This window comes from Clostridium muellerianum (assembly GCF_012926525.1).
Lineage (GTDB): Bacteria > Bacillota > Clostridia > Clostridiales > Clostridiaceae > Clostridium_AM > Clostridium_AM muellerianum.
Genome location: NZ_JABBNI010000013.1, coordinates 70,996 through 95,349, shown reverse-complemented (window position 1 = coordinate 95,349; position 24,354 = coordinate 70,996). Strand labels below are relative to the sequence as shown.

Below are 24,354 nucleotides of genomic sequence, written 5' to 3'. Positions count from 1 at the left end.
CAAATTTGGAAAAATCAAAAATTTTAATTGTAGAAGATGATGAAGAAATAAATAATTTAATTTTTCATTCTTTAAAAAAGGAAGGCTACGATATAGTTCAATTTTTTGATGGCAAAGAAGCTGTTGAAAAATATAGTAACTCTTTTAATCTAGTAATACTTGATTTAATGCTTCCTTATGTTGATGGAATAGAAGTACTTAGACAAATTAGAACAGTTAATAATGCTCCAGTTATTATTCTTTCAGCTAAGGATGAAGAAACAGATAGAATTATCGGACTAGGTATGGGTGCTGATGACTATATGGTTAAACCATTTTCAACAAGAGAATTGGTTGCAAGAGTTAAAGCTCAACTTAGAAGATACGTTTATTACAATGAAGATAAACATAATTCTGTTCTAACCTATGATAAATTGAAATTAGATACTTCAAATTATAAAGTATTTAAAGAAAATAAAGAGTTAAATTTAACCCATATAGAATTTGAACTTTTAAAATTCTTTCTTGAAAATCCTGATAGAGTATTTACTAAAGCTCAAATATTTAATAATGTTTGGAAGAATGAATATGTAAATGATGATAATACTGTAATGGTACATATAAAGAGATTAAGAAATAAAATTGAGGACAACCTTAATGATCCTAAATACATAGTCACTGTATGGGGAATTGGTTATAAGCTTGGTGAATAAAATGAAGTTATTGGTATATATTTTGAATATTATAGTAATGTTTCTTATAATTTTAATAGTATTACTGATTAAAAAGATAAACTACATAAGCAAAACAATAGATGAAGTTGTGCAGGGAAACTTCAATCAGAGAATAAGACTTCAAAATCATATAAAACCTTTAAATACATTATGCATAAAAATAAATAGCTTAATTATGAAAATGCAAAAAATATTTAAAAAAAGTAAAGTAAATGAAGATTCAATAAAAAAAATGATATCTAACATATCACATGATCTTAGAACTCCATTAACCTCAATGCTTGGATATATAGAACTTGTGCTTAATGATAATACTTTAAGTGAAGAAGAAAAAAAAGAATATATAAAAATAGTTTACAATAAGGGTAATCATTTATATAGCCTTATGGAAGAGTTCTTTCAAGTTTCCAAGCTAGATTCAAAAGATGTTAACTTTGAAATAAAAAAAATAAATGTCTCTGAAATTATAAGGCAAAATATAATATCATTTTTTAATGAATTAAAGAAACGTAATATGGAGCCACAAATAAATATTCCAGAAGAAGATATATATGCTTTTGGGGATGAAAAAGCAGTAAATAGGATACTAAGTAATCTTATAAATAATTCTTTGAAATATGGATCTGAAGGTACCCTGATAGGTGTTAATTTAACTTATGATAAGAACAATGTTTTTATATCTATATGGGATAATGGAGCAGGAATACCTAAAGAAGAAATAGATTATGTATTTGATAGACTATATACTGTTGAAAAATCAAGAAAATTAAATTTAAAAAGCAGTGGATTGGGGCTTTCTATAGCAAAAAAATTAGTAGAATCTTTAGGAGGGACTATCTCGGTAAGCAGTACTCCTTACGAAAAAACAGCTTTTACATTTACATTACCTATCAATTGAAAATAACTATAAGAAATACTTTACTTAAAATTCATGATTAAAAAAGGTAGTCCATGTGGGCTACCTTTTAGAGCATTTGAATCAATACTTTTAGCAAAATTTAATTAATACAAAAAAGCAAATCTAAAGAATTTCTGAAGAAATACAATTAGATACAGAAAATGAAAGCAGATAATTAAATTTAAGAAAATTGTAAGATCTATGTAAAATGGGTGTAAGGATTATATTGTATATTATATATAGAAAGAAAATTTAATATTTCAGACTAGTTTATAGGCAGCAAGAGAATTCTTTACTGTCAACAAAATTTGAATAAGTGGCAAAGAGAATATCTCTGCGCTATATAGGAGGGTAATATGAATAATATTCTAAAAACTTATAATCTAACCAAAGAATTTAAAAATTTTTCTGCAGTTAAAAATTTGAATATGACTATTGAAAAGGGAGATATATATGGCTTTCTTGGACAAAATGGGGCCGGTAAAACTACTACTATAAGAATGGTTATGGGACTTATAAAAGCAACTTCAGGAGAAGTGGAATTATTTTCTCAAAAAGCTTCACCAAAAAACAGAAACCTACTTCAAAGAATAGGATCGATGATAGAATATCCAGGTTTTTATCCTAATTTAACAGCAAAAGAAAATCTTGAAATACATAGAAGAATGATGGGAATACAAGAAAAAACTTGTATAGTAGATTCTCTAAAAATAGTAGGAATAGAGGATGTAAAGAATAAAAAAGTAAAGGAATTTTCTCTTGGTATGAAACAAAGACTTGGAATAGCCAGAGCTCTTTTACATCATCCAGAATTTTTAATATTAGACGAGCCTACCAATGGACTTGACCCTATGGGAATAAAGGAAATTAGGGAATTAATTATTGATTTATCACATAAACAAGGTATTACTTTTTTAATATCTAGCCATATATTAAGTGAAATTCAGCAAATGGCGAATAAGATTGGAATAATTCATAAAGGTGAACTTTTAGAAGAAGTACCTTATGATGAGTTACAAAAAAGGAACAGGCATTATATCAATATTAAGGTGAATGATGACAAAAAAGCTTCTTTTATTTTAGAACAAAAATTAGATATAAAAGACTTTGTAATATGGGAAAAAAATAATTTAAGGGTTTATGAAAAACTTCAAGAAGCTTCAAATATAAATAAAACTTTAATTTCAAATGACTTATTTGTAGATGAGATATGTTTAAAAGCAGACAGCTTAGAAGATTATTTCTTAAGACTTACAGGAGGAAATTAAATGTTTAATATAATATACTCTGAAATTTTAAAGCTAAAAAAATCCTATTTGTTTACTATAGCAGTAATTACTTCAGTTTTTTTACCTTCAATTGCATTTATTGTGTCACTTTCAAATGATTATAGTGGTATTACAAATGTTTTAAAATATTCACTCATTAAAGATTACAGAGCCAATATAGAAGTCAATTGTTTTTGCTTCTTATATACAGTTTTATTCTCTTTAATTGCCGGATATATCTTCTCCAGAGAGTTTGCTGATAAAACAGATAATATAATATATACTTACCCAATTAGTAGAACAAAAATATTTATAGGCAAATTAATAACCTTATATATAATAATTTCGTTTATATATGTTGTTCAATTCTTAGCTATGTATTTAAGTTTATCCATAGCCTGGCATGAATTACCTTCCAATAATTTTATTACTACAGATATGAAGGTCAACGTATATTCATTATTAATGGAATTTATATTAATGCCTATACCCATATTAATTGCCAATATAACAAAGAATATTATTTTTCCAGTAGTGTATGGGGTATTGGGTGCCCTTTCTTGTATGTGCGCTGTAGCTGTAGGTTCTGTGTATTCAGCTATTTACATGCAGTTTTCTCCTTTAATGCTACCTATACTTCCTATGTATTATTTTCATGCAGGAGATCCCATTGATTTTATATTAACTACCATAAGTGCAATACTCACTTTCAGCATATTTATGTTTTTATCTATTTACCATTACAATAAAATGGATGTCAATTAAGTTTAACGGAGGAATTTAAATGTTAAATATAATATATTCAGAATTTTTAAAGTTAAAAAAATCCTATATTTCATCTATAGCATTAATTGCTGGAATAGTTATGAGTATACTTATGATAATTGGAAATTTAGTTATCGGTATAAGTATGCCCTTTGAAAAATTTGCATGTAATATAGAACAGATGAATCTTGTAATATTAAATCCAGTTTTATTTTCTTTAATAGCTGGATATATATTCTCTAGAGAATTTACAGATAAAACTGCCAGCATATTATATTCTTATCCAATTAGTAGAATGAAACTTCTTATATCAAAATTGATTACAATATATGCATTAATTTTTTTAGTTTATTCTATTCAATGTATATCTGTAGGTTTAAGTTACTACATAGCAAATGGAATAGTGCCTTCATATGCTTCTATAATAAATTACATAAAGGCTAATATAGTTTCCATGCTATTTCAATTTTTATTAATTCCAATTCCAATATTAATTGGAAATATCACTAAAAATATTATAATGCCAACAGTGTACGGTATATTAAGCTTCATAACAGCAGGTTTTATAGGAATGAATTTCACTTATGCTGACTATATTCCTTTAATGGCACCTTATATTTCTACACAATATTTTTACTTTAATAAAGATATTAATCTTAATCATATTATATTTTCTACAGTCTTTTGTTTTATTATATTTATGCCAATTTGTATCTATGAATTCAATAAGAAAGAGATAGATTAGATTTTTTATACAAAAAGGAGTTCAACAATGAGTAAATTTATAAAAATTAGTTTTTGTTTTGTTTTAATTTTTTCAATTATATTTTCTACTGGCTGCGAATCCCAATATTTAGGTGGAGATAGAAATGCTAAGTGGAAAAAAGATTTAAGTTATTTAGAAGAAGCTCTTCCTAAAAAGCATACAAATTTATTTTTTAAAATTAGTAAAGAACAATTTCATAAGGATATAAGCAACTTGAAAAACTCTGTAGATAAATCAAACGATGATGAGATTGTAGCTGGAATCTATAAAATAATGGCGTCTATTGGAGATGCACACTCCACTGCTTATAAGGAATTTTCTAAAACATATCCTATACAATTTTATTACTTTAAGGATGGAATATATGTAATTAATACCACTAGTCAATATAAAGAGGCTCTTTACTTAAAGCTTGTGAAGATTAACGGAATAGATATAGAAAAAGTTAAACAAGCAATTATTCCTTTAATTGTTGCTGAAAATGAAGGAATGATTAAAAAAAGTATACCTAATTATTTATCAAATCCTGAAATTCTTCATGGAATTAAAATTACTAAAGATATAGAAAAAGCAGTATTTACCTTTGAAAATGATAAGGGAGAAAGCTTTGATATTAATATAAAAGCTATAGATAGAGGCAAAGGTGACAAGCTAATTGTAAATCAGTCCTATGACAGCTCCTATCCTTTATATATGCAAAAACCAGAGTCAAACTATTGGTACAAGTATTTAGAAAAAGAAAAAACTTTATATTTTAAATACAATAGGTGTTTACTAGATAATGACGAAAAAACTCCTAAAATAGAAGATTTTATAGCTGACATGTTAAAGTTTATGGATAATCATCCTGTAGATAAATTTGTAATTGATATGAGAGATAATGGAGGTGGTAAAGATAAGTATATAACTCCTATAATAGATAAATTAAAAAATAATAAGCTAAATAATAAAAATAGTTTATTTGTTATAGTTGGAAGAAGGACCTTTTCTGCAGCTATGGTTGACACAGTTCTTTTAAAGAAACAAACTAATGCAACCTTTGTAGGTGAATCTACTAGTGCTAAGCCTAGTCATTATGGTGCTGTGAAACATCTTACTCTTCCTAATTCAAAAATAGAGCTAGGATATTCTACACAGTTTAATGAAGCTGATGAACTTAATGAAAGTAATAAAGAAGGCAGTATGGATGGTAACTTAAACACTTTTATACCAGATAAGACAATTGAAATATCCATAAAAGATTATGTAAATAAGAAAGATCCTGTTTTAGATTATATATTGAATTTACAGTAGTTTCAAACATATCCTCCAAAATTAAACAATATTTTATAGTAAAAATTTATTACTTCTTAATTTCATATTTAAGATATGTATAATAAAATCTTGTACTTGATTGTAGAATTTTGATATAATTAAATAAAAGTATCAGAATTTTATCTAAATTTAGAATTATTGTTATAAGGAGGATATTATGATTAATATCAAACATGAGGACGTTTTAAAATTAATTGCCGAATTAGAAGTTGAAGCATTTTCAACTGGCATAATGTTTCTATTCATTGAAAATCGTACAATAAAGTGGAAAGTAGCTTCAAAAAAGTTTGATATGGATATATTTAAAGAAGGTTCCAATGTATCTGAAACTGCTATTGCCGTAAGAGCTATGAATGAAAGAAAAATTCTAAATGAAAAGGTACCAAGAGAAAAATATGGACAAAGATTAATTACCATTGCAGTCCCTCTTGTTGATGATTCAGATACATCAGTAGGTGCATTTTCTATAATACTACCAAGGCTTCATCCAGTTGCCGCCAGCTTTCCAAATTTTGCATCTATAGTGACTGAACTATTTCCAGAAGGATCTTTTCTATATATGTCCGATTTAACTAAAATAGCATATGTTCAAGGTTCTAAAAAGTTTACTTTACCTAATATGCATGTAGGTTATGAATTAAAGGAAACAGACATTGCATATCAAACTATTCATTCTGGAAAAGCTCAGGTAAGAGAAATAGATGCAGCGCGTTATGGTGTTCCTGTTTATGTAGCAAATCATCCATTATATGATGAAGATACAGGTAAAAATATAGTAGCAACCCTTGGTGTTGTGGTTCCTAAAAGTGCTTCCAGCAAATTAAAAGGTATTGCTGGAAATTTATCGACAAGTTTAAATGGTATAGCTGCAACTGTTGAACAGCTGGCTTCCAGTGCAACAAATATACATGAAAATGGACAAAACTTATATAATCATGTAAGTTCTGTTGGTGAAGTTTTAGAAAAAATAAATAGTATTTCTGAATTTATTTCTTCAGTAGCTAGTCAATCAAATATGCTTGGGCTCAATGCTTCCATAGAGGCAGCACGTGCAGGAGAACTGGGACGAGGTTTTTCAGTTGTAGCTAATGAAATTAGACAACTATCCACACAATCAAAAGAAACTGTACCTCAAATTAAAGTATTAACTGAAGAGATAAAAAATAAAATAAATGAAATTGGTAAGGAAAGTGGTGAATCCTTAGTAGCAAGTGAAGAACAAGCTTCTGCTACAGAAGAGATTTCTGCTAGTGTTGAAGAATTATCAGCTATGGCAACTGAATTAGAGAATATTGCAAAAGACTTATAAAACAAAAATAATTCACTCAACTTTCTTTTAAATTAAAGATTTTTCGTAGTGTAACGGAGAAAAATCCTCCTTCACTGTCCTCTGTCAATTGTCCTTTGTCCTCTCAAAAAAGTTGAGTGTTTTATCTTTTATGCTATTTTACACTCTCCATAATTATATCTTCATATCTAACTATTCCAAGTGGACTAACTCTTAATCCTATAATTCCTTTCCTTGAGACGTATCCAACCTGTGGATGATATAAAAATATCCATGGAGCATCCTTAACTATTATCTTCTGTAACTCTTTATACATTTCTATTCTCTTATGAGGATTTATTATTTCTTTAGCATTGTTCATCATGTTTGTTACTTTTGAATTACTATATCCAGTGAAATCAGTAACATTAGCTGGATTAAACATTGGCTCAAGAAAATTGTCCATATCTCCAGTATCCGAAAGCCACCTGCTTAAAAATAAGTCACTTTTATTAATTGACTCAGGTTCTAAATACTTATCTGGACTTACCTTTTCTAAAATGCATTCAACTCCTATATTTTTTAGATCATTTATAATAAATTGAGTTATTTTATTAAAAGTAGATTCACTACTTTCATCTCTAATTAAAACTCTAAGTTTTGCATTTCCTATCAATCCGCGCTTTCTATTTAAAATTTCTCTTGCTAGTGTAGGATTATATCTGGAATCTGATAAATATCCATTATCAATCATATTAGGAGGCATAGGTCCTAAAGCTTCTTCCCCAAGCCCACCTAAAACTTCATTAATAATTCTTTTTTTATCAACTCCTAAATTAAATGCGCGTCTAATTTCATTATCCCGTGCAAAAATAGAGTTAGATTTAAGATTAAATCCAGCATAATAAGTTCCCATAACACTTTTGTATTCTATATTGGAAATTTGAGCTTTCGATAATTTATCTATCTGTTTCTTATTATCTATTGTTATAAAATCACAATCTTTATTAATAAAACTCTCAGCAGCTCGCTTACCTTCAAATTCTATAATAACTTTGTCTACATATGCTGTTCCCCCAAAGTAATCCTTAAATGCAGTTAATGTACACTTTTCCTTTTCTATGCTTTCTATAATATATGGTCCACAGCCTGTAAACTTTCCTCTTTCCGCATCTTCTTTAGGCAGTATACAGCAAATATATTGTCCTAAATTAAGCAAAAATCCGCTGTACGGACATGTAAGTTTAAGAGAAATTCTATATCTATTAATTACATTTATTCCCTTCACTTCTCTTGCTTGTCCATTTAAATATTCTTCAGCACCTTCAATTTGCTCCAAAAACCAAGCATTAGGAGATCTTAATGAAGGACTTAAGAGTCTTTCATAAGAATATTTTACATCTTCAGCAGTTATTTCTCTTCCATTGTGAAATTTTGCACCTCTCCTCAAATTAAACACCCATGTTAAGTTGTCATCTTCAACATACCAACTTTTAGCAATTCCTGGAGTAATTTCCCCTGTTGAACTAATCAATAATAATCCACCATGAACATTGTATAAAATTTGCCCGCTTTGTGCATCAAAAGCTAATTGTGGATCATACTCTAAAGGAGCTTCACTTAGAAAAGTTTTAATTACTGATTCATTTTTGTCTTCAACTTGAATTTTTCCAAGAAGTTTAGTTGATATACTTTTAAGATCTTTAGACACATCAGAAAGGACATTTAAAGCAGTTTTTGTATATTGAGTATTTAATGATGTTGTTTCTACCATTTCCATAACTTTTTCTGAAGTTTTGTTCATTTCTTCTGTTGAAGAGATGATAGTCTCTAAACTTTTTGTTTGTTTTGAAACTGCAGTATTAATTTCTTCAGCTACATTACTGGTAGTGCCCACTGCATTTATTATATTATCAAATACTTCTTTAGTATTACTTGCAATTTCATTTCCTTCTAATACTTTCTCTATACTTTTATCCATAGCAGCTATAGTCTTATCTATACTGCAATTTATCTCACTAATGGTACATGAAATCTGATGTGCTGACTCAGAACTTCTTTGAGCCAAATTTTTAACCTCATTAGCAACTACTGCAAAACCCTTACCAGCTTCTCCAGCTCTTGCTGCCTCAATAGAAGCATTTAGGGATAATAAGTTTGTATTATCCGCTATATCCTTTATAATTGTAAGCATCTCATTTACATGCTCTGCTTTTGAACTTAAATCATTTACAACTTCTTTAACAGCTTTTACTGATTCTTTAATATCAGTCATAGCCTGTATGGAGTTATCAGCCGCTTTACTGCCTTCTTCAGCTATTTCCATTGTTTTTTCTGCTATTTGTTTTGAATTTTCAGTACTTGCACAGACTTCTTCTGCCAAAGCTGAATAATTATTTACTTCATTTACCACCTTTTCTATTGATTCCATTTGTACTTCTACATTTTCAGCAATATTTTGTGTTAATGATATTAAATTTTCAGTTGCAAAACCAGTTTCTTGAATTTTTTCGTTTATTCTGGTTACTATGCATTCCTGATTACATTTTAATAAACTTAATCCGCTGCTTCTCATATTGCTAATATCCCCCTGTTTATCAGTATTTTCAGTTAACTTGTGGCTATTTTTTCTCCAACCTAACATCGTTATCCCCCCACGCTAATGTAAAAATAAAGCTTTATGTAAAAATTATACCACAAAGTTACATAAATTAGACAGATATAAATCCCATATTTTAATAAAAAGGTTAATTTTTAAATTAAATTCCTACATTAATCCACATAAAAGAACATCAAAACTTCTAATCTTTATCCTATACCTGTTAGAAATCTTAATATTTTAATTTATTAATAATAAATACTTATAAATCTTCTCAAAATATAGTTCTATTACACAAAAGTGTTGATATATCACATAGAAAAAAGAGGGTTAGATCTCCCCTCCTTTCTGCATAACATAATATTATAAAATTTTTAAGTCCTATTCAAATATTGATTTCACATTCTTAAGCTCCTGACGAACTTTAATGCCTTGAGGACAATGCTCTTCACATTTACCACATTCTGCACAGTTTGATGCTTTTTCGTAAGGCTCAAGTGAATCATAATATTCTTTTTCACCAAACATATAATAATTATTATAAATGGTAAAACACATAGGAATGTTTACTCCTGAAGGACATGGCATACAATATTTGCAACCTGTACAATTAACCTTAGTTTTCTTCTTAATAATAGCCTTAACTTCATCAATTGTTTCTAATTCTTTTTTTGTTAATGAATTTGCTTCAGCTTCACTTGCTGTTTTCACATTTGCTATAACTTGTTCCATTTCATTCATGCCACTTAAAACAACTGATACTTCTGGATGATTCCACACCCATTTAAGAGCCCACCCAGCTGGTGTTCTTTTTATTTCCGCTTCATTAAATATATCTTTTGCTGATTGTGGAAGATTATTAACCAGCTTACCACCTCTAAGTGGTTCCATAATAGTAATTCCAAGACCGCGCTTTGCAGCATATTTTAGCCCTTCTGTTCCAGCTTGATACTCTTCATCTAAATAATTGTACTGTATTTGACAAAATGACCAATTATAATAATCTACTATTTCCTTAAATGTATCCAATTTATCATGAAATGAAAAGCCTGCATATTTTATTTTTCCGCTTTCTATAGCTTTATCCAAAAACTCATCAATACCAGCCTTTTTTAACTTATCCCAAATTGTACTATTAAGACTGTGTATTAAATAAAAATCTATTGTATCTGTTTCAAGCCTTTTTAATTGCTCATCTAAGTATTTATCCATGTCTTCTCTATTTTCTATAAGCCAGCTTGGAAGTTTTGTAGCTAGTTTAACTTTTTCTCTATAACCATCCTTCAATGCTTTGGCTACAAACGGTTCACTTGCTCCACCTTTTTCCATACCTTTTCCATGATAAGGATAAGCAGTATCTATGTAATTCACACCATTATCAATTGCCCAGCGAATTAACTTTGTTGCTTTTTCCTCATCAATATTAGATGTATCTTCTCCTTTAATAGTCGGAAGCCTCATACATCCAAATCCTAAAATTGAAACCATTTCATTGGTCTTTCCGAACTTTCTATATAACATAATATCCCCCCATTAAGTAAATAGTTAATTTTTAAGATTAGACAAAACTTATTTATGACGATTGTTTTTATTCAAATATTATAATAACTTACCTTAGCTTATAACAATATTTATACTCTTATTTTATAAAACATATTTATATTAGTAATAAAAGTACTATATAAAATTCTAATCTACTTATTTATAGTATAAGAAATATATATTCAGAAAAAAATTTTTAAATTCCTACTAAAATAAAAAAATAAGCCTGCTACATAACAGGCTTACATAAAACTCATTTAATAAATTCCATTAATTTATCTATAAAAAGCATTTCGTATAAATAATTTATCTAATAATACATACATTTTACCATGTCATCTTTTCATGTTGTCATAACTTTCTTCTTGAATTATTCAAGTACTTACAAATTACTCATATCTTAAAGCTTCAATAGGATCTAATTTTGCTGCTTTGGTGGCTGGATATAATCCAAAGAATATTCCAATTGCTGACGAAAATGCAAATGCTATTAGTATTATTCCAATGGATATTGGAATATGCATTTTTAAGAGGGCTCCAACAATCTTACCTGTAGTTATACCAAAAATGGTACCAATTATTCCTCCTATAAGACATAGTATTATAGATTCCATAAGAAATTGTATCTTTATGTCACGTGTTTTTGCTCCAATTGCTTTTCTTATACCAATTTCTCTAGTTCTCTCCGTTACAGATACAAGCATTATGTTCATAACACCTATTCCACCTACTAAGAGTGATATAGCTGCAATAGCACCAAGTATAGTTGTTATAACACTTAACCCTTTGGTTACAGCTTCAAGTCCTTTAAATCCATTTTCAGCTACATATATGCCTTTACTTTGATGTTTACTTTCTAGAATTCTTATTATACTAGAGCTTATCTTATCTGCTTTACTCATATCTGATAACATTACTGACATATAACTAATATCAGTGTTTGCGAGTAACCTATCTGCTGCTGTTATAGGTATGAATACTCCACCTGGAACGTTATCTGATGCTCCTCCCAAATTTGCATTAGGATCCTTATATACACCAACTATATGAAAATTTACTTCTCCATTATCCGATGTAATCTCAATATCTTCCCCAATTGCATTATCAATTCCACGAAATAACTTTCCAGCTGTCTTTTCATCTATAATTGCTGCACTAGATCTTGCATCTACATCATGTTGATTTAAAAATCTTCCACTGAGCATTTTTATACCTGAAAGCTTGTCATAACCTTGTGTTGATGCTACAATTTCTGCACGCCTAGATTTATTCTGAACCTTCAAATTTCCACCACCTGAAAGCATTGGAACAACTTGTGTAACTTCAGGTATCTTATCCTTTATAAGATCAATATCCTCCATAGTAAAGTAGTCCTTCCTCTCTATGGATTTATCTGAAGATTGATTTAAACGCACATTAACTACATTACTACCTACCCCTTGAAACTCCCCTGCAATATATTCTTTTGCTCCAGCACCTATAGAAACTATAGTTATTACAGAAGATATTCCTATTATTATTCCAAGCATAGTTAGCAAAGATCTTAATTTATTTGACTTTATGCTCTGTAATGCAGATTTAAAGCCTTCCTCTACATTCATTAGTTCTGCCTCCTAACTATAGTCCTATTTGCAACTAAACTGTCAGAAATTATAGTTCCATCTTTAAAAACTACATTTCTTTTTGTATGCATGGCTATATCATGTTCATGTGTAACCATAACAATGGTTACGCCTTCATCATTCAACCCTTGAAAAATGCCCATTATTTCCTCACTTGAAACACTATCTAAATTTCCAGTAGGTTCATCTGCAAGTATTATAGAAGGATTATTAACTAAAGCCCTTGCAATGGCAACCCTCTGCTTTTGTCCCCCTGACATTTCATTAGGTTTGTGATGAATTCTGTTAGATAAGCCAACTCTGTCTAAAGCTATTTTTGCTTTCTTTTCTCTTACATGCTTAGGTACTCCTGCATACATCATTGGAAGTTCAACATTTTCCATAGCTGTAAGTTTGGGAAGCAAATTAAAAGCTTGAAATACAAATCCTATTTTTTTATTTCTTATTTCAGCTAAGCTGTTATCATCTAGTGAAGACACATCCACATCTTCCAAGTAATACTTTCCTTCTGTAAGTTTGTCCAAACATCCAAGGACATTCATAAGAGTAGATTTTCCAGACCCAGAAGCACCCATTATAGCTACATATTCTTCTTTCTCAATTTGCAAATCAATTTCTTTTAAAGCTCTAAGTTTTATTGATCCAGTGTCGTACACTTTAACTAAATTCTCTAATTTAATTATCACTTATTGGTCCCTCCTGTTTGAGCCTTTGAAGCATCTTTTACAATGTCACCATCTTTAAGTGAATCGGAAGGATTTGTTATATATCTTTCACCTTGTGAAAGACCACTTATAACTTCTACTGTATCATCAGTTTCAATTCCAGTTCCTATATATTTTTTTGAAACTTTGTTTTCAGAATTTACTATGTAAACATACTTTCGTTTTGTAGCTTTATCTTGTTTTATACTATCCACGCCCATAACAATTGCATTTTGTCTTTCATTAAATACAACTTCTACATCAGCTTTATATCCTGATTTTATGCTGTCACCTGTACCTGCACTATTAAGAGTTACTATAACATTTACTTTAGCTTCCTGCTGCGCATTTTTATCATTCATTTTTGTTTGAGCTATTTCACCAATATCCGTAACAGAACCAATATATTTCATTTTGTCATTTCCTTTTACTTTAACAATAGCCTTTTGTCCCTTTGAAACCTTCATAGCATCATATTGACTCATATCTATAGAAACTTTATACTTTGAATCATCATCTACTATTATCTTATCACCTGCTTGTGAAACTTGGCCTTCTTTTGCATCAACTTTTACCACTTTTCCATCTACGCCAGATTTTATGTCACATTGAGCTATTTTTTCATTTAAGCTATCAATTTGGGCTCTTATAGAACTTGTTGAAATTGACCCACTACCATTTCTGTCTTGTCCTCCTGGAACTCGTGTCTGTGACATTGCACTTTGAGCATTGTTTAAATCTGCTTGTACCTTATTTAACTCATTTTTATAATCAGATGAATCCATTTGAACCAAAACATCATCCTTTTTTACATCTTGTCCTTCTGTTACTAATACCTTTGACACTTTTTGAGTATTACTCAAAGTTATTTCATTCCTATAATTAGGTTGTATAGTTCCAGAAACTACAGTACTTTGAGCTATATTTTTCTTAATAACCTTAGATATATTCACACTTTTTACTTGGGATTTTTGAGCTTTTGAATAAGAAGATATTCCTATTATTACAATTATAATTAGAACAACCGCTATAATTCCTAATTTCTTCTTATTCTTTATAAATTTAAATTTAGATTCCATTTTTCTTTTTCCTCACCTTTCTAAATATAATATGCAGATTATTTAAAAATACAATACATCTTCATTATAACAATTATTACAATATTATTCACCTTTTCTCAGAAGTTGTATAAATAGACATAAAGCTGACATTATATAAAATGTAATGTCAGCTTGTCTATTATGAAGATTTAATGACAATATCTTTAAATTAAACCCTTAATAGCATTGAAAATCTAACAATAATTGAAACAATATAAATTCCAAAAACTATTATTGCAGCTTTCTTAATCTTCATTTTAAATACAATTGAAGTTCCTATTGCCACTAATATACTGCTCCATATATAGAAAAAATCTATAGTTGAAAGCAACTTATAAATGGAACTCTTTGTATCTACTGACGAGCTTAAAAATAATGTAAAACTTGTGGAAACATTCTTCACATTTTGTGGTTCTGTAAACATCATTATTACTGCAGTTAAAATTAATCCTATCAGTACTGGAACATAAGCTAGAAGATTTATGCAATATAAGTTTTTAAAATTCCCATTTTCTTTTGCAATAGATGCAACAAGTTTAATAAATGCACTTGATATCAATGCTACTAAAGCTGGCATAATTAATGCTCCAAATATTACAGAAATTATAACTCCTGTTTTTATCATTGGAAGTGCAGCTTGAGATACATTTGTCATTTCTTGAGTTTGTGAAATAGTATAAGTTATAAGTTTAGGCAGTTCTACTATGGTAGCAATTAATTGAATAAGCGTTATGGGGATTAAGTATCTCCATACTTTTGGATTTTGGTTAACTTTCTCCATTGTTTCTTTTGGTGATATTATAGCACCAATAAGAGTCTTTAAAATTCCATCTTTACTTTCTTTTGACATTAATTCTCCTCCTAATTTGAAATAATTTACTTCTATACAGACATTAGCTATTTATATTTATTATGCAAGAATTGTAAGCTTCGTGTTTATACTGTATATATATATCATATACAGTATAAACACAAAAATCAATCAACTTATCCAAAAAAGTAAAATAAAACTATTCACAAAATAATATGTCTTCTGACTCATATTATTCCAACAATATATACTTCTCTAATTTTTTTATTTATTCCATGGCTACCATTGCTAATACCCAACCTTCTTCAAGTGGCGGATAAGTTCTTCTAAGAATCACTTGATTTTATCAAATTTAATTTCACTTTTTTGATAAAATCTTGATTTTTATTTGATATTCTTATTTTGCAAACAAGAAAGCAGTTATTTAACTGACTGTAAACTTTATTAAACAAGGAGCGTTAATTATGCAAGAAAATTATTTATTACAAACTGAAAAATTAACAAAAAAATTTAAAAAGGAATATTCGGTAAATTCTCTTTCCCTTTCAATTCCTAAAAATCACATTTACGGATTGTTAGGTGCTAATGGAGCTGGAAAATCTACCACACTAAAAATGATAACAGGATTGTTAAAGCCCACTTCAGGCGAAATTATATTTGATGGTCACAAATGGAATCGTAATGATTTAAAAGATATAGGTTCTTTAATTGAGCAACCACCTATTTATGGAAATCTAACCGCAAAGGAAAATTTAAAAGTTCATACTACTCTTTTAGGATTATCAAATAAACGTATTGGTGAAGTATTAAAAATTGTAGATTTGACAGATACTTACGATAAACAAGCTAAAAATTTCTCTATGGGAATGAAACAACGTTTAGGTATTGCTATTGCAATTTTAAACCATCCAAAATTATTAATTTTAGATGAACCTACTAATGGCTTAGATCCTATAGGAATTCAAGACTTGCGAAAATTAATAAAATCTTTTCCAGAGCAAGGGATCACTGTGATTTTATCCAGTCACATCTTAGCTGAAGTAGAACAGGTTATAGACTATGTGGGAATTATGAGTCACGGTGTTTTAGGCTACCAAGGCAAAATCAATCCTGGTGAAGATTTAGAATCCTTATTTATGGAAGTTGAATACGAAACTAGAAAAAAGAGAGGAATTATATAATGATTAAATATTTAATTGCTGAAAATTTAAAAACAAAAAAAACTATACTTCGTAAACTATTAATTTCTATACCAATGTTATGTGTAAGCCTTGCTCTTATTTTTGACTTTCTAGGTTTTGGATATTTTACTAGTAAATCTGCTTTTACTTCAATAAACCATTGGTCATTATCCTGGATGCCACTTTTAGTTGTTTTTCTTACAGGTATGTTTCATAAAATTGAGCAAAGCAGTACAGGCTATAAAACCATTCTTTCTTTTCCAATTGATTTAAAGAAAAGCTGGATAGCTAAAATTGCAATTTTATCATTTTTTACATTAATAGCTTCCCTATTTTTAGGAATACTTACAACTATATTAAATATCGCATTTACTAGTACGGAAGCAAGTGTTGTTCCATTTTATAATTGTCTTATATCAATTATCATAAGCTGGATTACATCACTTTGGCAAATCCCATTATGCTTATGGTTAAGTAGAAAAATAAACTTTTTTATCTTATTAATTTTAACTTACGGTGCTAATTTAGAACTTGGTGCAAGCAGAGCTCCATCTTCTTTATGGTGGTTATTCCCATGGAGCATACCTCTTAGATTGCAATGTCCATTACTCCACTTACACCCTAATTGTTTACCTCTAGACTCAAACAGCCCGTTATTAAATTCTTCAGTTATTCCAGTTGGAATTGTATTAAGCATTTTATTGTTTTTTATATTAGTGTTTATTACAAGTTATTTATTTAGTAAAAGTGAGGTATGTTAGTATGATTACATTTTGGCACAGTTACAAAGCAGAATTTTTAAAAAATAAACATGGTGTTTTTTTATGGACACATATTATATTGCCTTTACTATCAGTTATTTTTATGACCTTTTATAGATTTGGAAAATTAAATGATTTAGCTTTATTTGATTATTTCTTTAAAGCAATTGGCTTTTTCTTTCCAATAATTTCTGCAGTTCTTTGCGGATTAATTGCAGATCAAGAAAAACAAGCTGGGCATTGCCAGATAATGCTCAGCAAACTGCCTCATAAGGCAACTACCTTTGTTAGTCAATTATTTATGCTTCTTACAATGTGTTTAGCTTCTATCTATTTAGCAATTATATTATTTATAATATCAATGAAATGTATAATCCATGTAAATAACATTAATTATCTTTTATATTTTAAAACAGGTTTTTTCATATTTTTAAGTGTTATCTTCCTTTACAGTTTATATTTAGCTTTGGCCTATCATTTTAGTACTGGAGTTTGTATTGTAACTGGATTTGCTGGTTTAATCATTGCTGCTTTAGCTTCTACAGGTCAAGGAGACGGTGTTTGGATGTTCTTGCCATGGGTATGGCCTATGAGAATTGTAAACTTTATACTTAAATTTCAATTTAAAATTTCGGGAGAAGTATTGACCGCTTATACATATAGTGAACTAACTACAGGTATAACATTTATGACAGTAATGACAATTTGCTGTATTGTCATTTATATTCTTTCATTTCATTTTTGGGAAGGTAGACAAAAGTAACTAAAATTTAGTAAAATAAATTCTATGTAGTTTCACTCAATTTTCGAACATACAAAATTTTGACTTAATATAAATATAATCCGAAAGTTGAGTTACTAAATATAGAAGGATGTGAACGCATGGCGAAAATTTTAGCTGTAGACGATGATAAACGAATTTTAAAATTAATAAAAAATGCTTTAGAAATTAATAATCATGAAGTAGTTACATTGCAAAATGCAGAAAATACTCCTATAGAAAACTTTTGTGAATATGATTTGATTTTACTAGATGTAATGATGCCAGGAATAGATGGATTTAAACTTTGTGAAAAAATACGTAATTCAGTAGATTCTCCAATTATTTTTTTAACAGCAAAAACAGAAGAATCTTCAATTGTTAGAGGGTTAACTCTTGGAGGCGATGATTATATATCCAAGCCTTTTGGAGTAATGGAGCTCAACGCTCGTGTTGAAGCATATCTTAGGAGACAAAATCGCGGAAAATCTACTAGAAAATTAATATATGAAAATATTGCAATTGATTTTGATAAGAAGGAAATTAGTATTGGTGGTAATTCTGTTAATTTTACTAAAAATGAATACAATATTTGTGAATATTTAGCATTAAATCGTGGAAAGGTTTTTACAAAACAGGCAATTTTCGAATCAATCTATGATCTTGATAGTGATACTCAATTCTCAGTAATCACTGAATATATAAGATTAATTCGTAATAAATTTAAGAAATTTGATTGCTCTCCTATTGAAACAGTTTTGGGGGTTGGATACATGTGGAAATAAAAAAAACATCTATGCAGGCATATATTATTAAATTCATCTTTAAAATAGCATTTTGTTTTATAGCATCCTTATTAGCCATTTTTCTTATTTTTAATTATATGCTAAATTCACACATACTTCTACCTTCTAACTATTCACAACAAATGGTAGAAAAATCTAAAGAAACCATAAAAAATGCTAAAGAAGTAACTTCTGACTTAATACCAGAAAACTTAAACTATGTTATTTTGGACAAACAAACTTTAAATGTAAAAAAAAGTAATATGAGTGATTCAGAAATTAAAAAAGCTAAATTAAGTGTTACTGATCCTCAAATTGGAACTAATGTTTATGCGGTAATTGAAAGATCAAAAGAATACTGTGTAATACATTACCAATTTGTTGTTCAGTTCAAAAATCCTACACTTAGAAAATTAGTCCATTATCCTGAAATAACTTTAATAGCACTTTTTATTATTATTTTATTAATTACACTATACATTCTTTCTTTGCAATTTTCAAATAAGATAAAAAATGAATTAAGCAAATTCAGCTATGTTACTGAAAAAATTGAAAAACAGGATCTAGATTTTGAAGTACAAAATGCATACTTTATAGAGCATCAAAGGGTTATGGATTCCTTAGATAGTCTACGCTATAGCTTAAAAAAATCTTTAACAATTCAATTTGAACAGGAAAAAAACAAAGGAGAACAAATTAGTGCACTAGCCCATGATATTAAGATACCTATCACTGTTATCAAAGGAAATGCAGAACTACTAAATCTTACACAAAAAGATGAAAAAGCATTGGATTTCACAAATGAAATTATGGAAGCAACAAGTGAAATAGAACATTATACCCAGCTTTTAATTGATGCATCTAAAAATGATGAAACTTTTATAATACATAAAGAAAAGAATAATATAAATGAATTTTTAAACATAATTGAAAAAGATACGCTTTCCTCTATTGGAAATAGCAATATTTGTTTTAATTTTAATAACAAGATACCTAATGAATTAATGTGCAATATTGATTCTATGTCAATGAAACGTGCATTCATGAATATTATTATAAATTCCATTGAATACACTAAAGATGTATTAACTTTAGATACTTACCTAATGGATAATTTAGCTTATTTCATAATTACCGATTCTGGAGACGGTTTTTCTCCTGAGACATTAAAAAAAGCTACAGAATTATTCTATACTGGTAATAAGAGCCGAAGCCAAACAGGCCATTATGGTATTGGATTATCTTTTGCAAATAAAGTAATTAAAGCTCATAATGGTAAGCTTAACATACAAAATGATATAAATACTGGCGGTGGACAAATTATAATTTCATTACCTATAGATCTAGATCTACATGGTTAACTTTTATTTTGTGACACAACTTATATTTAAAAAGAGTACCTTTAAAGTTAATATTAAACTTTAAAGGTACTCTTTTTCATATGTATCACTATAATTAAATTTTGTTACGCAGATAAGTTTCTCTAAGTGCAATTTGATTATTTATCTTAAATAAAGTTAAAATTGTCTTTTACATCCTATTTCATTTAGTACTTATTACTTTCCACTCATATGACAGCAATCCCCAGAATCACTATTTTTCTTCTTAGTACCTTCCCCTTGTGCCCTAACTTTAATTAATTCGCCTACAATACTAACCGCAATTTCTTCAGGTGTTTCAGCGCATATGCTAGTACCAATTGGTGAATAAACATGCTTAATTTCTTCTTCTGTATATCCTTCACTAAGTAATGCATTATAAATCTTATCTCTTTTACTGCGGCTGCCTATCATACCAATATATCTTGCATCACTTCTAAGTACCTGTTCTAAAACAATCTTATCATAAAGGTGTCCCCTAGATACAATTACTAAGTAGCTATCCTCATTAATATGTAAATCAGGTAATTTATTAAAAGAATCAATTACCATAAGTTCTGTAGGTTCTGCAAACCTTTTGCGGTTAGCATAATCTTCTCGATCATCTAATACTACAGTTTTAAATCCTACAGTTTCGCATAGAGGTGCAATTCTTTGAGATACATGTCCTGCTCCAAAAATATAAACTGTTCCAGATGGTCTTAAAGGTTCTACTAAGAAACGTTGGTTATCTATTACTTCAGCATGAATAGATATTTTAGCTGGACCAGCTATAAGCTTCTCTAAAATATATGGGTCACAATCAATATCACCAATAAGTGTTTTATCTGGTTTTACTATACATTGCTGCTTTCTAACACCATGCTCATCAGAACCATTATCTAAAACGGTAATAAACCAAGCCTTTTCTCTATTCTTTTGAATTTTTCGTGCAGCTTCATAAACAACCTTATTATTTTCATTATTTGCATCAATAAAATCTATTAAAACTTCTCCCTTACCTCCGCAAATCATATCCATCGCATCTACATCCTCACTAGTTAAGTCAAAAGGCTTCATACTAGTCTCTTTGGATTCAAACGCTTGTACTGCAAATTTTATAGCATTTGCTTCTAAACGTCCGCCTCCTATGGTACCTATAATTGAACCATCTTTATGGACTATCATCTTTGCTCCTGCAGTACGTGGTGCCGAACCCGTTCTATCAAAAATAGTTGCAAGTACAAAGCTTTCCTCCTTATTTAAAAGTCCCATCATTTCTTTATACAATTCTTTCATTATACATATCCCTCACTTAATAATTACTTTTAATATATTAAATAAAGTATTTATATTAAATTACTTCATTTAACATCCATTTGTAACAAAAATTCATCTATTATAAAATATATAACATGATTTTAAACGTATTCAATAATGTATATTTTAGAAGCCTTTTAATTCTTATATTCATTATGTATAAATACTAGTATTCTACATATTATCCATAAATCCTTCATATTACATATAATTTTATCAAAATTCATCTCACTACTCAAAACAATACACATATAACTGTCATTATTATAAAAGTACACAATAAAATAAGAGCAAGTGTTACATTAAAAATGTGTATGTACTACAAATACTGAATATAATCAATGTTTGAAGTTACACTTCAATAAACTTGCTCTTACTTTTTGTCATTTTACATATTTCAATCTTTTAACTTTAGTTTTGCGAATACACCTGCATGGTCAGAGGGCCATAATCTTGATTTAGTTCTATCTAATTGGGATTGCCCTATAACTTCAGCTCTAGCTACATACCAATTTTTTTCGTTTTTCAATAAAATTAGATCAATTCTTTTATTTAAGCTAGATTCTGCATTTAGCAAGTCACTATCCTGGCAACATGTAAATCCTTTGTTCTTACCTGCTTCAATCCAACTATCCTTAAAACCTGCAGTAATTAAATTTACATAAGTTGTTTCGTTATCATTTGCATTAGAATTAAAATCACCTATTAATATAAGAGGAAGTTCTGTTTTTCCTGGTCCATCTAACAATTCATTTGCCTGAGCAATTTGTACTTCAGGTGAATCTGAATCAAGATGAGTATTAATTATTCGAAACACACTCCCTTGGAAAGAAACATCAAAAGCAGACCATCCTCTTAAAGCTGTAAATGTTTGTTTAGAAATGTTAATCTGAAAATTATTTTTAAAATTGGCCTCTTTCTTTTTTATAGCCTTCAAATCTTCCCTATCACGAATTAAAATAACATCTCTATCACTTAAGCCTATAGTATTACCAGTACTACCTGGCAGTGCAGCTTGAATATTCTGATTTACTGCTGCCACTTCATATTTTAATCCCCTATATCTTAATTCACGAATAAGTATATTTGCAAAATCATATGAAACCACATGAGAATCAGGTGAAATTAATTTCCACACAACTGCTTCCTGCAATCCAATAATATCTGGCTTTTTCAAATTGATTTGATCAGCTATGGTTTTCGCACGTTCTAGAAAATTAGTTGCAAGAAACTGTCTATAAACTTCAGTGACATGTTCTGGAATTTGCTCAGTTGAACAGGCAGCAAATAATGGTGTTAGTTCTGCACCTAAATAAATATTCCATGTCATAACAGAAAGCTTAACATTTTCTGTTCGTTTCAATCTATCCCCTTCTTTTTTTTTACAATCATAATTTAGTATATGTCCTTATAGTGTTTTTGTGAGTTTTGAGTACTTATTTAAATTTAATTCTCCTAATCTTATAACTATGAACTTTTAAGCACCGTTAATATCAATTTTTTACAATGTATGTAATATTAATTTTTACACATATTAAAATACGTAAAGTTTTAAGACTTCAAAAACATTAAAAAACTATAAGGATGAGGATTATAAACATGAAAAAAAATTTGTTAATAATTATTTCTATTATAACTATACCTTTTATAATGCTTTTTATACATTTATCAAAGAAAACTAATTTACCAAACAAAACTAAAGAAACACCAAAAATAGTTCAAGAATCTCCATATAAGAAATATGGTTATAACATAAATGTAGGTTTATCTAAATATAAGAATGCATTAAAAAAGACGAATACTCAAAAAGTAACAATATATTGTATAGGTGAATCTAATATGAGAGGTGAATATTCCAGTGATGAAGTAAATAAATCCTGGGTTGGCATAATGAAATCTTCCCTTCAAAATCAATATGGTAATGCAGGAGAAGGCTTTATAAATATATATGAAGGTGCTCTGCCACCTGGTACTAAACCTAGATGGACATTAGGGCAGAATTGGAGTGTTTCTGGTGCCTTAAACACCATAACATCTAATGTTGGTGGTTTCGGTGGATGTTTGGGCGTTTCACCTAAAAATGCCACCCCTGCAACTTTAGCTTTCACTGGAACAAATTTAGATTTATTGTACTCTAAATCACCAATTGGTGGTACAGCAGAAGTAACAATAGATGGCACAAAAGTGGGTACTATAAATTGCTTAGGTGAAATATTAAGCTTCTCACATAAAATTTCCTATTCAAACTTAAATAACACTAATCATACATTAGTAGTTACTCCTACTACTAAATCAAAAATTTACATAGAAGGCGCTATCGCTTCATCAAACACTACAGGAATTGAGGTGGATAAAATAGCCATTTCTAGCAAAGGAGCAAATTACTTTAGCAATGATTTTACTAAAAAAATTTGGGACCTAGCACCTGCTCCAGATCTAGTACTTATATCTTTTGGCCTTAATGAATCAGGAAGCCATGTTCCTGTTGAAAACTATAAAACAAATATAACAACTTTAGTAACCTACTGGCAAGGAAGAGGTAGTAATGTATGCTTAGTTACAAATCAAAAACCTGCTGATTCATGGACAACAAATTGGCCTGCTTATATAAACGCATTATATGAAATATCAAATACTTATAATATAGGACTTATAGATATTTATAAAGCTTATTTTGAAGATTACACTGAAGCACAAAAACAGGGGCTATTTGGAATGAAAATTAATGATTATTCCGGAGGCAGCGGAACAAACACTGCTCATCCCAGCGATAAAGGCTATAAATATATTGGAGATATAATTTATGAAAACTTAAAGTAA

Annotated in this window: 21 protein-coding genes; 13 read left to right on the top strand and 8 right to left on the bottom strand. The window is 29.0% G+C overall.

Annotation, left to right across the window (positions count from 1 at the left end; genetic code table 11):
* Nucleotides 1-5 precede the first annotated feature (5 nt).
* The 7 genes from HBE96_RS07300 (at nt 6) to HBE96_RS07270 (ending at nt 7,033) form a co-directional block, all read left to right on the top strand.
* Nucleotides 6-692, top strand: coding sequence for a response regulator transcription factor (locus HBE96_RS07300; RefSeq protein WP_169297100.1), 687 nt, complete (start codon nt 6-8; stop codon nt 690-692).
* A 1-nt stretch (nt 693) separates the two neighbouring features.
* Nucleotides 694-1,611: a sensor histidine kinase gene (locus tag HBE96_RS07295; RefSeq protein WP_169297099.1), complete on the top strand. Its 918-nt coding sequence runs from the start codon at nt 694-696 to the stop codon at nt 1,609-1,611.
* Nucleotides 1,612-1,967: 356 nt separating this feature from the next.
* Nucleotides 1,968-2,879: an ABC transporter ATP-binding protein gene (locus HBE96_RS07290; RefSeq protein ID WP_169297098.1), complete on the top strand. Its 912-nt coding sequence runs from the start codon at nt 1,968-1,970 to the stop codon at nt 2,877-2,879.
* On the top strand, nt 2,880-3,644 hold the full coding sequence (locus HBE96_RS07285; protein WP_169297097.1) for an ABC transporter permease: 765 nt from the start codon (nt 2,880-2,882) through the stop codon (nt 3,642-3,644).
* 19 nt (nt 3,645-3,663) lie between these two features.
* Nucleotides 3,664-4,389: an ABC transporter permease gene (locus HBE96_RS07280; RefSeq protein ID WP_169297096.1), complete on the top strand. Its 726-nt coding sequence runs from the start codon at nt 3,664-3,666 to the stop codon at nt 4,387-4,389.
* Nucleotides 4,390-4,416: 27 nt separating this feature from the next.
* Nucleotides 4,417-5,703: a S41 family peptidase gene (locus HBE96_RS07275; protein WP_169297095.1), complete on the top strand. Its 1,287-nt coding sequence runs from the start codon at nt 4,417-4,419 to the stop codon at nt 5,701-5,703.
* Nucleotides 5,704-5,881: 178 nt separating this feature from the next.
* A complete protein-coding gene (locus HBE96_RS07270; RefSeq protein WP_169297094.1) occupies nt 5,882-7,033 on the top strand; it encodes a methyl-accepting chemotaxis protein in 1,152 nt (383 codons plus the stop codon).
* 133 nt (nt 7,034-7,166) lie between these two features.
* Here the strand turns inward: HBE96_RS07270 and HBE96_RS07265 are convergent, their stop codons facing one another.
* The 6 genes from HBE96_RS07265 to HBE96_RS07240 all read right to left on the bottom strand — a co-directional run bounded on the left by HBE96_RS07265 (nt 7,167) and on the right by HBE96_RS07240 (nt 15,408).
* Nucleotides 7,167-9,635 (bottom strand): ABC transporter substrate-binding protein, encoded by a 2,469-nt coding sequence (locus tag HBE96_RS07265; RefSeq protein WP_169297093.1) that lies wholly within the window; start codon nt 9,633-9,635, stop codon nt 7,167-7,169.
* Between the two features lie 336 nt (nt 9,636-9,971).
* On the bottom strand, nt 9,972-11,111 hold the full coding sequence (locus HBE96_RS07260) for an aldo/keto reductase (protein ID WP_169297092.1): 1,140 nt from the start codon (nt 11,109-11,111) through the stop codon (nt 9,972-9,974).
* Nucleotides 11,112-11,521: 410 nt separating this feature from the next.
* Complete coding sequence (locus HBE96_RS07255; protein ID WP_169297091.1) at nt 11,522-12,733, bottom strand: ABC transporter permease; 1,212 nt, start codon at nt 12,731-12,733, stop codon at nt 11,522-11,524.
* A complete protein-coding gene (locus tag HBE96_RS07250) occupies nt 12,733-13,440 on the bottom strand; it encodes an ATP-binding cassette domain-containing protein (RefSeq protein ID WP_169297090.1) in 708 nt (235 codons plus the stop codon). The genes HBE96_RS07255 and HBE96_RS07250 overlap by 1 nt, the downstream gene beginning before the upstream one ends.
* Nucleotides 13,437-14,537 (bottom strand): efflux RND transporter periplasmic adaptor subunit, encoded by a 1,101-nt coding sequence (locus HBE96_RS07245; RefSeq protein WP_169297089.1) that lies wholly within the window; start codon nt 14,535-14,537, stop codon nt 13,437-13,439. The genes HBE96_RS07250 and HBE96_RS07245 overlap by 4 nt, the downstream gene beginning before the upstream one ends.
* Before the next feature lie 190 nt (nt 14,538-14,727).
* Entirely contained in the window at nt 14,728-15,408 is a 681-nt protein-coding gene (locus HBE96_RS07240) for a Yip1 family protein (protein WP_169297088.1), read from the bottom strand.
* Between the two features lie 425 nt (nt 15,409-15,833).
* On the opposite strand from HBE96_RS07240, the gene HBE96_RS07235 reads away from it, so the two are divergent.
* The 5 genes from HBE96_RS07235 to HBE96_RS07215 all read left to right on the top strand — a co-directional run bounded on the left by HBE96_RS07235 (nt 15,834) and on the right by HBE96_RS07215 (nt 20,217).
* A complete protein-coding gene (locus HBE96_RS07235; protein WP_169297087.1) occupies nt 15,834-16,550 on the top strand; it encodes a lantibiotic protection ABC transporter ATP-binding protein in 717 nt (238 codons plus the stop codon).
* Entirely contained in the window at nt 16,550-17,311 is a 762-nt protein-coding gene (locus tag HBE96_RS07230) for a lantibiotic immunity ABC transporter MutE/EpiE family permease subunit (protein WP_169297086.1), read from the top strand. The genes HBE96_RS07235 and HBE96_RS07230 overlap by 1 nt, the downstream gene beginning before the upstream one ends.
* Nucleotide 17,312: 1 nt before the next feature.
* Entirely contained in the window at nt 17,313-18,074 is a 762-nt protein-coding gene (locus HBE96_RS07225; protein WP_169297085.1) for a lantibiotic immunity ABC transporter MutG family permease subunit, read from the top strand.
* 119 nt (nt 18,075-18,193) lie between these two features.
* Nucleotides 18,194-18,856, top strand: coding sequence for a response regulator transcription factor (locus HBE96_RS07220; protein ID WP_169297084.1), 663 nt, complete (start codon nt 18,194-18,196; stop codon nt 18,854-18,856).
* Entirely contained in the window at nt 18,847-20,217 is a 1,371-nt protein-coding gene (locus HBE96_RS07215; protein WP_169297083.1) for an ATP-binding protein, read from the top strand. The genes HBE96_RS07220 and HBE96_RS07215 overlap by 10 nt, the downstream gene beginning before the upstream one ends.
* A 195-nt stretch (nt 20,218-20,412) precedes the next feature.
* Here the strand turns inward: HBE96_RS07215 and HBE96_RS07210 are convergent, their stop codons facing one another.
* A complete protein-coding gene (locus HBE96_RS07210) occupies nt 20,413-21,513 on the bottom strand; it encodes an XdhC family aldehyde oxidoreductase maturation factor (RefSeq protein WP_169297082.1) in 1,101 nt (366 codons plus the stop codon).
* A 418-nt stretch (nt 21,514-21,931) separates the two neighbouring features.
* Nucleotides 21,932-22,897, bottom strand: coding sequence for an endonuclease/exonuclease/phosphatase family protein (locus HBE96_RS07205; RefSeq protein WP_169297081.1), 966 nt, complete (start codon nt 22,895-22,897; stop codon nt 21,932-21,934).
* Between the two features lie 236 nt (nt 22,898-23,133).
* Between HBE96_RS07205 and HBE96_RS07200 the strand changes: the two genes are divergently transcribed.
* Nucleotides 23,134-24,354, top strand: a complete 1,221-nt coding sequence (locus tag HBE96_RS07200; protein WP_169297080.1) for an SGNH/GDSL hydrolase family protein — start codon at nt 23,134-23,136, stop codon at nt 24,352-24,354.